Source organism: Eisenbergiella porci (assembly GCF_009696275.1).
Lineage (GTDB): Bacteria > Bacillota > Clostridia > Lachnospirales > Lachnospiraceae > Eisenbergiella > Eisenbergiella porci.
On record NZ_VUMI01000002.1, the window covers coordinates 183,460 to 197,656 of the forward strand.

Here is a 14,197-nt window from a genome sequence, read left to right on the forward strand (position 1 = left end):
TAAAAAAGAAAACGGCAGCCCCGCATAATTACGGGGCTGTAATATTGAAAACAGGGGATTTACATAAAGTGAGCTTACGGAAAAAACTGATAGGGACAAAAGACTTTTACAAGCTGGTGCTGTCTGTGGCGGTGCCGATAATGATTCAGAATGGAATCACTAATTTTGTGGGACTGCTGGACAATATTATGGTCGGGCAGGTAGGAACGGAGCAGATGTCGGGAGTTGCTGTTGCCAACCAGCTGCTTTTTGTGTTTAATATCTGCATTTTCGGCGCAATATCGGGGGCCGGAATTTTTGGCGCCCAGTTTTACGGATGCGGAAATTATGAGGGCGTACGGAATGCGTTCCGGTTCAAGCTGTGGTTCTGCGCGGCGCTGGTGCTGCTTGGCATCGCTGTGTTCATCGGCGGCGGGGAAAGCCTGATTTCCCTCTATCTGCATGAAAGCTCGGAGGCGGGGGATGTGGCAAGGACGCTTTCCTTCGGCTACAGCTACCTGCTATGCATGCTTTTCGGGCTGGCGCCGTATGCGTTGTCGCAGGCGTATTCCAGTACGCTGCGTGAGTCGGGAGAGACCATGCTTCCCATGAAGGCCGGGATTGCGGCGGTGCTGGTAAACCTGGTATTGAATTATATCCTGATATACGGAAAGTTCGGCGCGCCTGCCCTGGGGGTTGTGGGCGCGGCAGTTGCCACTGTAATCTCCAGATATGTGGAGTGCCTGATCGTGGTGCTTTGGACGCATGTCCACCGGGAGCGCGCGCCGTATATGGAAGGCGTGTACCGGACGCTGAAAATACCCTCTCATCTGATTGGGCAGATTGTGCTCAAGGGGCTGCCGCTGATGTTAAATGAGACGCTGTGGTCCGCAGGCATGGCGATTATGATGCAGTGCTATTCCATGCGGGGGCTGGCGGTCATTGCCGGGCTTAACATATCCTCCACGATTTCCAACCTTTTCAACGTGGTTTTCCTGGCGCTGGGGAATTCCGTTTCCATCATTATCGGCCAGCTTCTGGGCGCGGGAAAGATGGAAGAGGCGAAGGATACGGATACGAAGATGATCTTTTTCTCCGTGGTGAGCTGCCTGGGCATCGGGGCCGTGATGGCGGTGATTGCGCCGCTCTTCCCCAGAATGTACAATACGACGGATGAGGTGCGCCGCCTGGCGGAGCAGTTTATCTGGATATCCGCGATGGTAATGCCGATCCAGGCCTTTATGCATGCCTGCTATTTCACGCTGCGTTCCGGAGGGAAAACCTTTATTACCTTCCTGTTTGACAGCGCATTCATGTGGGTGGTGAGCATACCGCTGGCCTTCTGCCTGAGCCGCTTTTCGGGCCTGCCTATCGTCCCGCTGTATCTGATATGCCAGATGGCGGATATAATCAAGTGTGTGATTGGGTTTATCCTTGTGAAAAAAGGAATATGGATACAAAACTTTGTTGCGGAGGAAGCATAGGGATGAGAATTATTTTTGTGAGACACGCAGAGCCGGATTACGCTAACGATACGCTGACGGAAAAGGGCTGGAGAGAGGCTGCGCTGCTGGCGGAGCGCGTGAGCGGATGGGATGTGATGGATTTTTATGTGTCGCCGCTGGGGAGAGCCCGGGATACGGCGTCGCTGAGCCTGAAAAAGATGGGCAGGACGGCTGAAACCTTTGACTGGCTGAGAGAATTCCATGGCCCTGTTAACGATCCCACCAGAGGGGAAAATGTGATACCCTGGGATTTTTATCCGGAATACTGGACGAAAATACCCGAGATGTACGATAAGGATGGGTTCGGAAATACCGAAGTGATGAAGAGCGGCCGGGTGATGGAGGAGTACGTAAGAATTTCGGGTGAACTGGATGCGCTCCTGGCAAAATACGGCTATGTGCGTGAGGGAGGGCTTTACCGTACCGGCAAAACGGAGGGCGCGGCGCATGATGCCACAATCGTCCTGTTCTGTCATATGGGCGTGACACTGTTTCTGTGCAGCCATCTTCTGGGCATTTCCCCGGTGGTGCTCACCAGCGGCTTCTTCCTGGCGCCTGCCTCAGTCACGGTGCTTGCTTCCGAGGAACGCTGTCCCGGAACGGCATATTTCCGCTGTCAGACGGCGGGGGATACCAGCCATCTGAGGGCCGGAGGGGAACTGGTTTCGGAAATGGGGTATTTTACGGAGCCGTTCCAGGGATAACAGGTATGGGGGCCATGCAGAGGGAAAGAGTGCGGCGTTTCAAGGTTTGGCATATCAACAAAAAAGCAGGTTTGCCGTTTTAAAGTTTGGCGTTTCAATAAAAAAACATTGACAACAGCCTCTGTCTTTGTATAATATAATCATATGAACAATTAATCATATGTTTTATGAAATTTTCAGGAGGCTTATCATTATGAAGAAAAAATACAACCTTACCGATCTCGACTGCGCGAACTGCGCTGCAAAGATGGAGGACGCCATTAAGAAAATTGACGGCGTCAATAATGCGACCGTGAGCTTTATGGCACAGAAGCTGACCATTGATGCGGATGACAGCCGTTTTGACAGCATCATGAAGGAAGTGGTAAACGTATGCCGCAAGGTTGAGCCGGACTGTGTTATTGAAATGTAAACCCGGCCGGGCCGGTTAACCGGACCGGTGCGGGAAATGAGTTGCAGCCCGGTCCTGGCATGCTCGCCTGCAGGCCGGACTGTAACGGATATGCCTTAATATGGCAAACTTGTACTTGCAATGTATATCAGTATTGTGTACAATAAAAAGCAGTTCAGGAAAGACACAGGCAGGGGAATCCTCTGCCTGTATTTTATAGGAGTTTCAGACGAAAGAGGTGTACCCCCATGCTTGAAGTGAAACATCTTTCATACACGGTAACGGAGAACCAGGAAACGCTTCCCATCGTTGCCGATATCAGTTTTACCGTTAATGATGGCGAAATGCTTGTCATCACAGGCCCTAACGGAGGCGGCAAGTCTACAATTGCCAAGCTCCTGATGGGAGTTATTAAGGAGACGGAGGGACAGATCCTTCTGGACGGAAGGGATATTACGCCGCTTACGATTGACCAGCGCGCCAATGCGGGAATCGGCTTTGCCTTCCAGCAGCCGCCCGCTTTTAAAGGAATGACCGTGCGCAGGCTTTTGAACCTGGCGGCGGGAAGCGAGCTGCCGGAGCATGTCAGCTGCAGGCTATTAAGCAGCGTCGGCCTGTGCGCGAAGGAATATCTGGACAGGGAGGTGGACGCCACGCTGTCCGGCGGAGAAAGAAAAAGAGTGGAAATTGCCACGGTGATGGCGAAGGATCATAAAGTAAGCATCTTCGACGAACCGGAGGCCGGAATCGATCTGTGGAGCTTTTCCATGCTGGTGAAGCAGTTTGAGCAGATTCACAGGGAGAAAAAGGAAAGCCTTGTCCTGATTTCCCATCAGGAAAGAATTATACGCATGGCGGACCGCATCATGGTAGTCAGGGACGGCAGGGTGGAGAGCTGCGGCAGCAGGGATGCAATTGTCCCCATGCTTTTCCTTGACCAAGCGGGATGCACATGTCTGGACAGGGAAGGAGGAAACGGCAATGAAGCTGGATGCAGTTACTGATGGCGTATTAAGCAAAATAGATGACCTTGGCTTTAAGCAGGAGGGCGCTTTCAACCTGCGCTATAACGGACAGCCGCTTTGCCACGGTGATACGGAGCATATCAAAATCCGCAGGAAAGAGGATAAGCAGGGGATTGACGTGTATATCAGCCGTGAGGCACAGGGCGAGCAGGTTCATATTCCTGTAGTGGTATCCGCTTCCGGTATCACGGATGTGGTATACAATGATTTTTATGTGGAAGAGGGAGCCAATGTTACGATTGTGGCAGGCTGCGGCATCCATAACGATGGCTGCAACGACAGCCGGCATGATGGTATTCATGCCTTCCATGTGGGAAAGAATGCCAACGTTACCTATGCGGAGAAGCATTATGGAGAAGGAAGCGGCACCGGAGAGAGGATATTGAATCCTGTGACGCAGATTTTTCTGGAGGAGGGCGCCGTATTTACGCTTGATACGGCACAAATCGGCGGAGTGGATTCCACAGTGCGAAAAACTGAAGTTTCCATGGAGGCTGATGCGAAGCTGTTTGTGATGGAGAAGCTGATGACCCATGGCAACCAGACCGCTGTTTCGGATATGACTGTGGAAATGAACGGCGCCGGAAGCTCAGCCCAGATCGTGTCGCGTTCCGTGGCGAAGGGCCATTCCGTTCAGACCTTCCACCCGATTGCCATCGGCAATGCGCTGTGCCATGCGCATGTACAGTGTGATTCCATTATCATGGATAAAGCGCAGATTTCCTCCATACCGGAGATCAACGCCAGGGATATTGACGCCCAGATCATTCATGAGGCGGCTATTGGAAGGATTAATAATGAACAGATACTGAAGCTCCGGACCTTCGGCATGACGGAGGAAGAGGCGGAAGCGGTGATTATAGAGGATTTCCTGGCATAAAAAAGTAAAACAGATAAGTTTTGATAGGACATTGGATTTTAATAATCCAATGTCTTATTTTTTTTCTCGGATTATCGTAATTGTAACGCTTTATGTTACACGCAAAAGAGTATTATAAATATAAAAATATCTTTAGATGAGCATTTGTTAATCAGGAAGATGGGGGCAGGAAGGATAAAGATGTTTTTGGATTTGGCATTTTACTCACCCTGAAGAGTAAAGGCGGTTTTGCAGGATGATTCACAGAAAATGCAAGGAGAGGCGGGAGGTATTCCTTATGAAAAGATTAGTAAGCAGGAAAAAAAGGAGTAAGGTGTCGCTGTTAATTTCCCTGATGCTGTGTGTTGTCTGTATTTGCGGACAAAGCGGTATTCCGCTGACTGTTTTCGCAGAAACAGAAACTCCGGTTTTCACAGAAGAGGCGCCTGTGTTGGATGAGGATGCCGGGGGCTCAGTAGAGACGGAAATGACCAGTGAATCCATAACCGGTATAGTGTCTGATCAAAATGGCTCAGGAAGTGATGGGAAAGAGGAAAACGTGGTTCTGGATACATCGGATGTCCCGGAGAAAAATGAGAAGGCCCCAGGGGAAGAGACCATGACCGTGTCTGAAACAGAGGAAGTACAGGAAAGTGAATCTGGGAAGCATTCCTGTACTGAGTCTGAGAGTATGCCCGGTTCTATGACGAATTCCTGTACAGTCTCCTTCAGTGTTGGCGCGGATGCAATGGCTGCAGGCGTTTCCGTACCGGAAAGCGTTTCTGTAAACGAGGATGAAACCATAGGAAACCTTCCCGTCCCTGTTTGGAATGATGAGGATGGAAAATCAGTAAAGGTCTTCGGCGGCTGGTATATGGATGAAGGATTTACCCGGAAATTTGATACAGGAACTCCTGTGAAAAGTAATATGACCGTCTATGCAAAATGGGATGTTTCCGGAGCGGATGATATTTCTGCGGACAATCTGGGGGCTCAGAACTCTATATTAAAAGTAAAAATAAAACCAGAGGATTCCTGTACGGTTTCTTTCAACATAGGAGCTGAGGCAGCTGCAGCGGGGGTTTCTGTTTCGGGAGACATTACCGTAACTAAAAATAAAAATGCCGGCAGCCTTCCCGTCCCTGTTTGGAATAATACGGATGGAGAACCTGTAAAAGCCTTTGGCGGCTGGTATACAGGTGAAGATTTTTCAGAGGTGTTTGATTCGGAAACGGTTGTCAGCTCTGATATCACCTTATATGCAAAGTGGAACAGTCTTGATGAAAAAGAGCTTTATTATGTCAGCTTCTACAGCCGGGATGGAGCTGCCGTCTGCAGTACGATTTCCGTATCAGAGGGACAGATGGTTAGCCCACCCGACCCTCCTGTTTTGGAAAATATGGTTTTCCTTGGGTGGTCGGAGACTATGCAGGAAGAGCCATTAGCTGAAGTTTCGGAAGAGATGGAATGGTTTGATTTTACGGTTGCTGTGAGTGCGGCAGCTGCAGATGGCGGAAATATATTAAAACTGTATGCATGGTACGGCGATTCCTTAGAAATGAATGAACAGAAGGATGATGTTCCGGCATTGGGGCTTTATAAGGTATCGTTTAGTATCGGGGCAGATGCAGAGGAAGCGGGCGTGGCCGTTCCGGAAGATGTTTTTGTAAATGAGAAGGGAACAGTGGATAACCTTCCCACCCCTGTCTGGATGGGAGCGGACGGAAATCCTGAAAAGGCTTTCGGCGGCTGGTACCTGGATAAAGAGTTTAAAACAGAATTTGATACGGGCACAGTTATAAGTTCTGATACTGTTGTTTATGCTAAGTGGAACGGGTTTGATGAAGAAGACCTTTATTATGTCAATTTCTTCAATCAGGATGGCTCTGTTGTCTGTCTGACCCTTTCTGTTGAAGAGAACAGAACTGTAAATCCTCCTGACAATGCTCCTGTAGTGGAGAACAAGATTTTCCGCGGCTGGTCATCAGTTTTACAGGGGGATTCCCTGGTAACTGATATTGTAAAATTTGATTTTTCAAAAACGGTGAGCGAAGCGGTTACGGATGGCAGAAACACTTTGAATCTATATGCATGGTATGGTGATGAGGTAAGTGTAAGTTTTGTATCCAATGGCGGCATGGCGGTTCCTACAGCTGTTATTGCAGCAGGAGAGATGGTGGAAGAACCGATAACCGAACGGGAAGGCTATATCTTCCTCGGCTGGTCCGAAAGTAATACGGAATTTATGAAATTTGATTTCACTGCTCCTGTAATTACCAGCATAACTCTATATGCTTTCTGGGAGCCAAAGCTGGTTCCGGTTACGCTGGTTTATATGGATGAGAATGCGAATGACAGTGAATATACTCCTGCTGGAGCCGGACAGACTGTTTATGCGCCTGCGGGCAGTTATCTGTCCATACGGAAAAATAATATTACGGCTTTGAATCAAACGCATGACATTATATATTCCAATGATGCGGGAGGGGAAGCGGCGGGTAATGCTTCCAGCAATGCGCAGGGCACGTATAAAGCTACGCTGCCGGATATCCGCGAAACTTATTTCCAGTATTCTTCTGCTTCCAATAACCGTTTTGTAATGCCGGATGGATCTACGGTTATGCTTATATATTATAATCGTGCCCGGGTTACGCTGAAATTTACCTATGACCTTTTCAACAATGCCTCAATTGATGTGAATGCACGGATAAGCGCTGCTGACCAGGCTAAATATAATGTTCAGTATATTGAAAAACAAGTTGGTTACGGGACTAAGTATAATGTCTTTGACTATTCATTTACAGCGAAATACGGAGAAAACATTGTACCGGTCTGGCCGCAGATTGGATGGGTGGAAAATGACAGCTCCGGAAGAAAGCAGTTCTATGGCTGGAGGAAAAGCAATAACGATATTCAGGTTACAAATATGTACACTTTAGAAAGGGATCTGTTTGATCAACGTTACATAACTAATGGTGTACTGGTTTGCACCGGAAATCTTCCGGCAGTGGAAAAAGTAGTATCCGTCCTATGGGCTATCTATGCGCGGACAACGCTTCCCGGTGAAAGCCCTGATTTTGTATCTGACGGTAAGAATTATACAATTTATACGGAAGCTTGCCAAAAGTTATATATTGAAAGCACTACAAACTTAGGCTATAAACAATTAGAAGGATGTACCCCTATCAGTGGAACTCCGACTTTTGTAGCAAAATATCATAATATGGCCAGAGATTCTATTACTTCTGGGAGTTTTAGTGTAGGAACCGCAGATAATAGTCCTATGCAGCAGGTATTTGACAGTATATTTCCTGATCAGATTAATCATGGAAGTGAATGGGATCCTGGTGACAGGTGCCAGATTCTGCTCTATGACCGGAATAAAATTTCTCTTTCGCTTCACGTAAACGATGATACATACGGAATAAACGTACAAAAGGAGGACTACCTTTACAACGATTGGATTTATAACGATGATACCGATTTGCTTAAAACCGTGGAAGCGGGAATGGATAAAAAGAATTACATATTTGCCGGTTGGTATACGGATTCCAGGTTTACTGACGGTACCCAGTATGTTCCTGATATAAACTCAAGAATTTCCGGAAACATGGAACTTTATGCCAAATGGGAACCAAATCAGTTTACGGCAAGGTTCTACCTCTATACGGACGATGAATCAGTCCCTTATCGCGAGGAAGGCTTTGCGGAAGGAGGCAGGATTACGGACTGGACGGTTCCGCCCGCAGTGCAGGATATTTTTCTTGGTTGGTACTGGTATCAGGACGGCAGGCTGCAGCCCTTTGATTTTACTTCTGCCGTGGGCCAAAATCATGTGGACCAGGATGGAATCCTCAAGCTTTATGCCAGATGGAACGGCACGGAAGGTAAGGTCAGCTATCTTCCCGGTGCAGGCGGAGATAACAGTACACAGGAGGTCTTTGACGAACGAAAATATGAGATTAATGCGGCCAGCGTCATGCTGCCTTCTTACGATTCTGTCTGGAAAGATAATTCTGTACCTTCAGACAAGAGTATGACCTTTGTTGGCTGGAAAGCGCCCAATGGGGCAATTTATCAGCCGGGCAGATATGTTCCTGTAACCCGTATCCTCATGCAGTTTGAAGCCCAGTGGTCCAGGGATGCCGTAAAGCTAATTTATAATGCTAACGGCGGAAGTGGAAATGATGTGAGCGAAACCTGGGATCGTGGGAGCGTTGTAACTGTCTGGGATAATATGGATGCTTCTACTCCTCATTTCGTGCGTCAGGGATATGAGCTGGCCGGCTGGGATGAAAACAGTAATGCCGAGGTTCCATCCTATAAGCTGGGAGAAGGAAGCATTACGTTAACAAGTGATATAACAATCTTATATGCTATCTGGAGACCCATTTCTATTGATGTAACCATCAGGAAAATGGTTGCAGGCAGTATGGGAGATATAACGAAGAGCTTTGATTTTATTGTTTCCTGTGACCGGGAAATGGCGGAGGGAGACGGTTATACCCTCTCGGAAGGCAGCAAGGAAGCAAGGTTCAGCCTGAAGCACGATGGCAGCATAGTGTTGAAGGGAGTAAGAACGGGCTCTACCCTGACCATTTACGAAAGCAATGCGGATGGATATAAGATGACGTTTACGGTGGGCACGGATCCGAAGGAACTCAGTGAAGGTTCCTATACCATTCCGCTGAATGCTTCAGAACCGATTAATATAACTGTAATAAACCGTAAGGAGGGAGAGATTCCCGATACCGGTGTTTTACTTGATTCCGTACCATATATTTTGATTCTGATGATTGTAATAGTCGGTACGTTTATGTTCCTGAGGAAGCGCAGGAATCATGATGACGATTAATTGAGGAGGTGTGAATGAAAAAATTCAACCGGCATCAGGAACAAAGCGATGGCGCTGTAGGTTCCATTTTACAGATGCAGAAGGATATGGAGCGCGGTTCACCGCAGAAAGAGGAGCGGCTGCGTATCAAAAAATGGCTGAAAGAGGTTCGCTTTAAAAAAACTATTTTGGGTGGAGTCAATGAAGCGGATGTGTGGAAGAAAATTGCTGAGCTCAATGAGCTGTATGAAGCCGAACTGGCCGCTGAACGGATTCGGTATGACGTTCTTCTGAAGGAATATGCGGATTATGAAGCAAAGCGGCTGGAAAAAGTAATATGTGAAAAAAGTAAAAACATTACGGAAATGGAGAAAGCTGGTGATGAAACAAAGTACTAAAAATCAATCTATTGCAGAAATCATCAGCAGACGCAGAGAGAATGTTCTTGTAAGACAGGACGGTGTAAGTCTCCTGTTGCGTATCCTGTTTTTCACACTGGCAGTATGGTTCCTGTTTACCAGGGTGTTTTTCATTACACAGGCCAGCGGAAATGCCATGTTTCCGGCCATAAAGGATGGGGATCTGGTGATAGGCTTCCGCCTGCAGCAGGATTATGCCAAGAATGATGTGGTAGTCTGCCATATCAACGGACAACAGTACATCGGACGTATTCTTGCAAGACAGGGGGATACGGTTATGCTGGATGAAAGCGGAACGCTGCTGATAAATGGAACCGCACAAAACGGAGAGATCCTGTATCCCACCTATGCTGAGGAAGGGCTGGAATACCCGCTGACAGTACCGGAAAACCATGTGTTTATCCTGGGAGATTACCGTACGCAGACCGTTGACAGCCGGGACTTTGGGCCGGTACCGATGGAGTGTGTGGCGGGGAAGGTCATCACCATTCTCCGCAGACGGGGATTATAGCCCCCATGAAACAGATGCTTTGATCAGTACGGAAGTACTGAATCAGCATACAACCCATTAAAGGAAAGGGAGGAAATCCAAATGAAGAAAATTTTATCCATTGTGTTCGCTATTGTTCTTACGCTGAGCATGGCACCGTTGCATTGGCTGAGGAAGGGAATTATGCGGACATGTCCCAAGTAACAATTACCAAGGAGTATAAACTGACGAATCCTGGTACGGTATCACCTGCCGAGACATTTACTTTCAGTGAACTGACCAATGTCTCCGTTACAGATGCTGCGGAGGGAGTAACTGTAGATAGTATGCCGACTCCTACAATCAGCAGTATAAGCTATGAGTCGGGAAACGCGGGCTCCGAAAACATGAGCAAGACCGCTATCATAACCTTGCCTAATAATTATAGTAGCGTTGGCGTTTATACCTATTCATTCAAAGAAATTCCAGGAAAAACCGCTGGTGTTACATATTATGATAAGGAGATTAAGCTGGTGGTAACCGTTCTGCAGGGGGAGAATGGCAGGCTCCGTGTAGCTGCAGTTCATACCGAGGCAGAGGGCGGGGATAAAGCCGATAAATTTCCGAATGAATATTCCGCAGGTTCCCTGGCTATCGCCAAGGTAGTTACCGGAAATATGGGAGATAAGGAAAAGTACTTTAAGGTGACCGTTACCCTCACTGGCGAAAAAGAAAAAGACTATGCTGCCTCTTACAGCGTTACAGGCGGCAGTTATGAGGAGAATCCGGAAATCATTGAAATCGGAATCCCTACAGATTTTTATCTGAAACACGATGATACCATTACCATTGAAAACCTGCCTTATGGTGTTACCTATACCGTTGCAGAAGCTGATTATACAAAGGATGAGGAGGGGAACGATGATTATGATAAAGCGGCCTATACTTTATCAGATGGAAACTGTAAAATAGACTCCGCTTCCGATACGGTGACAATTACCAACAATAAAGATATGGATATTGATACCGGCGTCATTCTTGACAATGTTCCTTATGTTCTGATTCTGGCCTGTGTCTTTGGCGGTATGAGTGTATTTTTCGCAAAGAAACGCAGCTCCCGTGAAAAGTAACGGAGAAGTATGTTAACGATGTAAATTCCTGCCGTCGGGTACAGAGGGCGTTTCGGCCCTCTGTGAATCCGACAGTCTGGTGTGATGGAAAGGAGCAGGGCTGTCAGATAAGCCTGTTTCAATTTATGATAAAAATCCTGTTAAAAGCCGTGAATTTTATAGTCAGCTTCATTGTGTTTTTTTCCCTCTGTACCGCCGGAGTATATGCAGCCTATGCTTTATGGGATAACAGCCGTATTTATGCGGCTGCCAAAGATGTACAGGCGGACATGCTGAAACTGAAGCCTCAAACACAGGATGTGGAAAACGGCGCCTCCTTTGAGGAGCTGCTGGCCGTTAACCCGGATGTATGCGCCTGGGTGAGCCTGGATAACACCAAGGTGGACTATCCTGTTTTACAGGGAGATACGAATCTGGCTTATATCAATAGAGACGTTTACGGCAATTTTGCCCTTGCGGGAAGTATATTTCTGGATTCCCGCAATGACAGAACCTTTGCTGACACCTATTCCCTGCTGTATGGGCATCATATGGAAAACAGCGGAATGTTCGGAGATCTTGAGTTATATAAAAAGAAAGCATTTTTCGATGATAATACCACGGGAATGCTGATACTGCCCGACAGGGCATATAAACTGGAAATCCTTGCCTGCCTTTTGATTCCGGTTTCGGATGATTTTATTTTTAATACGGAGCAGTGGCAGGCTGATATAGATGGAGAGCTTGCTTATATAGAAGAAAACGCATTGTATCTTCATGAGAATACTCTGGAAGAGGTGAACAGGCTTAAGGAACCTAAGCTGCTTGCCCTGTCTACCTGCTCTACGGAGTTTACAGATGCGCGAACCATTATTCTGGCTGTAATGAAACCTTATCAGACAGCGGATTAGAAGGAGGGGGCACATGAAAAAGAAGATTATCAGCATATTTACGGCATTGCTGTGGATGGTGATCTGTACTATGCTCAATGCACAGACAGCCTTTGCGGCCGGGGAAGCGGGGATTTCCATACCGGTGAAGATTTCCCTTTCGGGAACACTCCCCTCCAGGGCGGAGGACTTCACAGTAAAGCTGTCTGCAGGACACGAGTCGTATCCCATGCCGGACGGCGCAGAGAATGGGGTGTACTCCATGGTTATCACTGGAGGAGGCAGCGGGAATTTTCCAATGATAACTTATGACAGACCGGGAATTTATACTTATACGGTCTATCAGGAACCGGGAACAAATGCGAAATGCACCTATGACCGCACCATATACAATTTGACGGTCTATATTGTCAATGCCGAAGACGGCAGCGGTCTGGAAGCTGCCGCTGTACTTCATCCCTCAACGGGAGGGGATAAGCTTGCCGGTGTGGAATTCAGAAATCAATATGAGACGGAAGGGACTCCGCCGCCTGAAGATACGCCGGGAACACCGTCAACACCGGGGACGCCTGCTGTGCCAGCTACAGCGGTGCTCGGAGACAGCGCGGCTCCTGTGATAGAAATCCCTGAAGCCCAGATCGGTGTTTTAGGTGAGGCCCAAGGTCCGGGTACGTCAGATATGACGCCTGTGATTTCCTGGCTTATGGTATTTGCGGGTGCGGCGGCAGTATTAGGCGGCTTTGGTTTTTGGAACAGGAGGAAACGCAGCCAGGATAAAAAATAAAGGCAAAACAGGTATTTGAGTCATGTAAAAACAGAGTATCGGATAAATTCCAGTATCCGATACTCTGTTTTTATGGCTTCTTTTTATCCGCAATCCGTTCCCGGTACTCCGAAGGTGAAAGCCCCATTTCCTTCCGAAACTGCTTCGTGAAATGGGACTGGTATTCATAGTCCATCCATTCGGCGATTTCCTTCACGGGAAGATCTGTTTTTTCCAGCATTTCACAGGCCTTTTCCATCCGCATGCGGGTGATGAAGCACTGCGGGGACATGCCGGTATTTTTCTTGAATATGCGGTAGACCTGGGAGGTGTCCAGCCGCATGTAGTTTGCCAGGTTTTCGATTGTGATCCGGGAGCGGATATTCCGCCGGATATAGATGACGGCGTCGTCAAAGCGGGAAAAGCTGACGATGTCAGGTTCTTTCTTTTCTTTTTCCTCATGCAGTTCTATCAGCCGGCCGGCGAACAGGTAGAAATAGCCTGTAATGGAGGCGATGTTTTTGCCGGTTCGGCTCTCATTGTAAATATTCTTGATGCAGGTTTCCAGAAAATCATCCTTATCATAATGAAAAATCAGATGCTCTTCGTCCAATCCGGCTTTTTCCAGAAGTGCGGCAGCGCGCCTGCCGAAAAAGGCAACCCAACACAGATCCCAGGGTTCCTTTTTATCCGCTGTATGTACGATTGTGGTGCCGGGAGTGATTAAAAAACCATCGTTTGCGGACAGATGGAAGATGCGCTGCCCTACCCGGTAGGTACCCTTCCCCCGGGTGACAAAATGAATGAGATAGTAGTCCCGGGTATCCTTGCCGTAGCTGTAGTTGGGAGACGTGGAGCAGAAGCCGGAGTGGAACACGACGATATCATCGTCAATATCTGGTTTCTCCGGGTATATATACTGATCATAAACAAGCATGGCAGCAGTCCCTCCTTATTTCCAGTGTAAAGGGCGGCAGAAGAAAATGCAAGATTTATATAAATGACTGCATGCATTTATTATAGCTTTTCTTTTAACGTCATCTTATAATAAGCCCATAAAGTGATTTCGGGGAAGGAAAAATCCTGAAACAGGGGATATTTATGCGTGAAAATGTATAAGTAAGGTTCAATACGGGCAGCCAAAAGGCGGACGGCCGTAAGTCAGACAGATAAAAGACGAACAGTTAAAAGCCATGCAGCTAAAAGCCAGACAAATAAAAGTCAGACAAATAAAAGCCAGACAGCCGTCA

The 14,197-nt window shown here is 47.6% G+C and carries 12 protein-coding genes; 11 read left to right on the plus strand and 1 reads right to left on the minus strand.

Annotation, left to right across the window (positions count from 1 at the left end; genetic code table 11):
• Positions 1–68 precede the first annotated feature (68 nt).
• From FYJ45_RS02000 to FYJ45_RS02050, 11 genes are all read left to right on the plus strand, one after another.
• Positions 69–1,463, plus strand: coding sequence for an MATE family efflux transporter (locus tag FYJ45_RS02000; protein ID WP_276890421.1), 1,395 nt, complete (start codon positions 69–71; stop codon positions 1,461–1,463).
• A gap of 2 nt (positions 1,464–1,465) precedes the next feature.
• Entirely contained in the window at positions 1,466–2,188 is a 723-nt protein-coding gene (locus FYJ45_RS02005) for a histidine phosphatase family protein (protein WP_154463213.1), read from the plus strand.
• A gap of 193 nt (positions 2,189–2,381) precedes the next feature.
• Positions 2,382–2,600, plus strand: a complete 219-nt coding sequence (locus tag FYJ45_RS02010; RefSeq protein ID WP_021636614.1) for a cation transporter — start codon at positions 2,382–2,384, stop codon at positions 2,598–2,600.
• Positions 2,601–2,827: 227 nt separating this feature from the next.
• Entirely contained in the window at positions 2,828–3,583 is a 756-nt protein-coding gene (locus FYJ45_RS02015) for an ABC transporter ATP-binding protein (RefSeq protein WP_154463214.1), read from the plus strand.
• Complete coding sequence (locus FYJ45_RS02020; protein ID WP_154463215.1) at positions 3,561–4,484, plus strand: SufB/SufD family protein; 924 nt, start codon at positions 3,561–3,563, stop codon at positions 4,482–4,484. Before FYJ45_RS02015 ends, FYJ45_RS02020 begins: the two co-directional genes overlap by 23 nt.
• Before the next feature lie 277 nt (positions 4,485–4,761).
• Positions 4,762–9,318: an InlB B-repeat-containing protein gene (locus FYJ45_RS02025; protein ID WP_195841611.1), complete on the plus strand. Its 4,557-nt coding sequence runs from the start codon at positions 4,762–4,764 to the stop codon at positions 9,316–9,318.
• Positions 9,319–9,332: 14 nt separating this feature from the next.
• Positions 9,333–9,695 carry a hypothetical protein gene (locus tag FYJ45_RS02030; protein ID WP_154463217.1) on the plus strand — a complete coding sequence of 121 codons (363 nt, stop codon included), beginning with the start codon at positions 9,333–9,335 and terminating at the stop codon, positions 9,693–9,695.
• Positions 9,679–10,227: a signal peptidase I gene (lepB, locus tag FYJ45_RS02035; RefSeq protein ID WP_154463218.1), complete on the plus strand. Its 549-nt coding sequence runs from the start codon at positions 9,679–9,681 to the stop codon at positions 10,225–10,227. Before FYJ45_RS02030 ends, lepB begins: the two co-directional genes overlap by 17 nt.
• Before the next feature lie 170 nt (positions 10,228–10,397).
• A complete protein-coding gene (locus FYJ45_RS02040; protein ID WP_235930504.1) occupies positions 10,398–11,315 on the plus strand; it encodes a DUF7601 domain-containing protein in 918 nt (305 codons plus the stop codon).
• A gap of 62 nt (positions 11,316–11,377) precedes the next feature.
• Positions 11,378–12,205: a class B sortase gene (gene srtB, locus FYJ45_RS02045; protein WP_276924850.1), complete on the plus strand. Its 828-nt coding sequence runs from the start codon at positions 11,378–11,380 to the stop codon at positions 12,203–12,205.
• A gap of 13 nt (positions 12,206–12,218) precedes the next feature.
• Positions 12,219–12,968 (plus strand): Spy0128 family protein, encoded by a 750-nt coding sequence (locus tag FYJ45_RS02050; protein ID WP_102287929.1) that lies wholly within the window; start codon positions 12,219–12,221, stop codon positions 12,966–12,968.
• Between the two features lie 70 nt (positions 12,969–13,038).
• On the opposite strand, the gene FYJ45_RS02055 is transcribed toward FYJ45_RS02050, so the two are convergent.
• Complete coding sequence (locus FYJ45_RS02055; RefSeq protein ID WP_154463219.1) at positions 13,039–13,884, minus strand: AraC family transcriptional regulator; 846 nt, start codon at positions 13,882–13,884, stop codon at positions 13,039–13,041.
• Between the last annotated feature and the right edge of the window lie 313 nt (positions 13,885–14,197).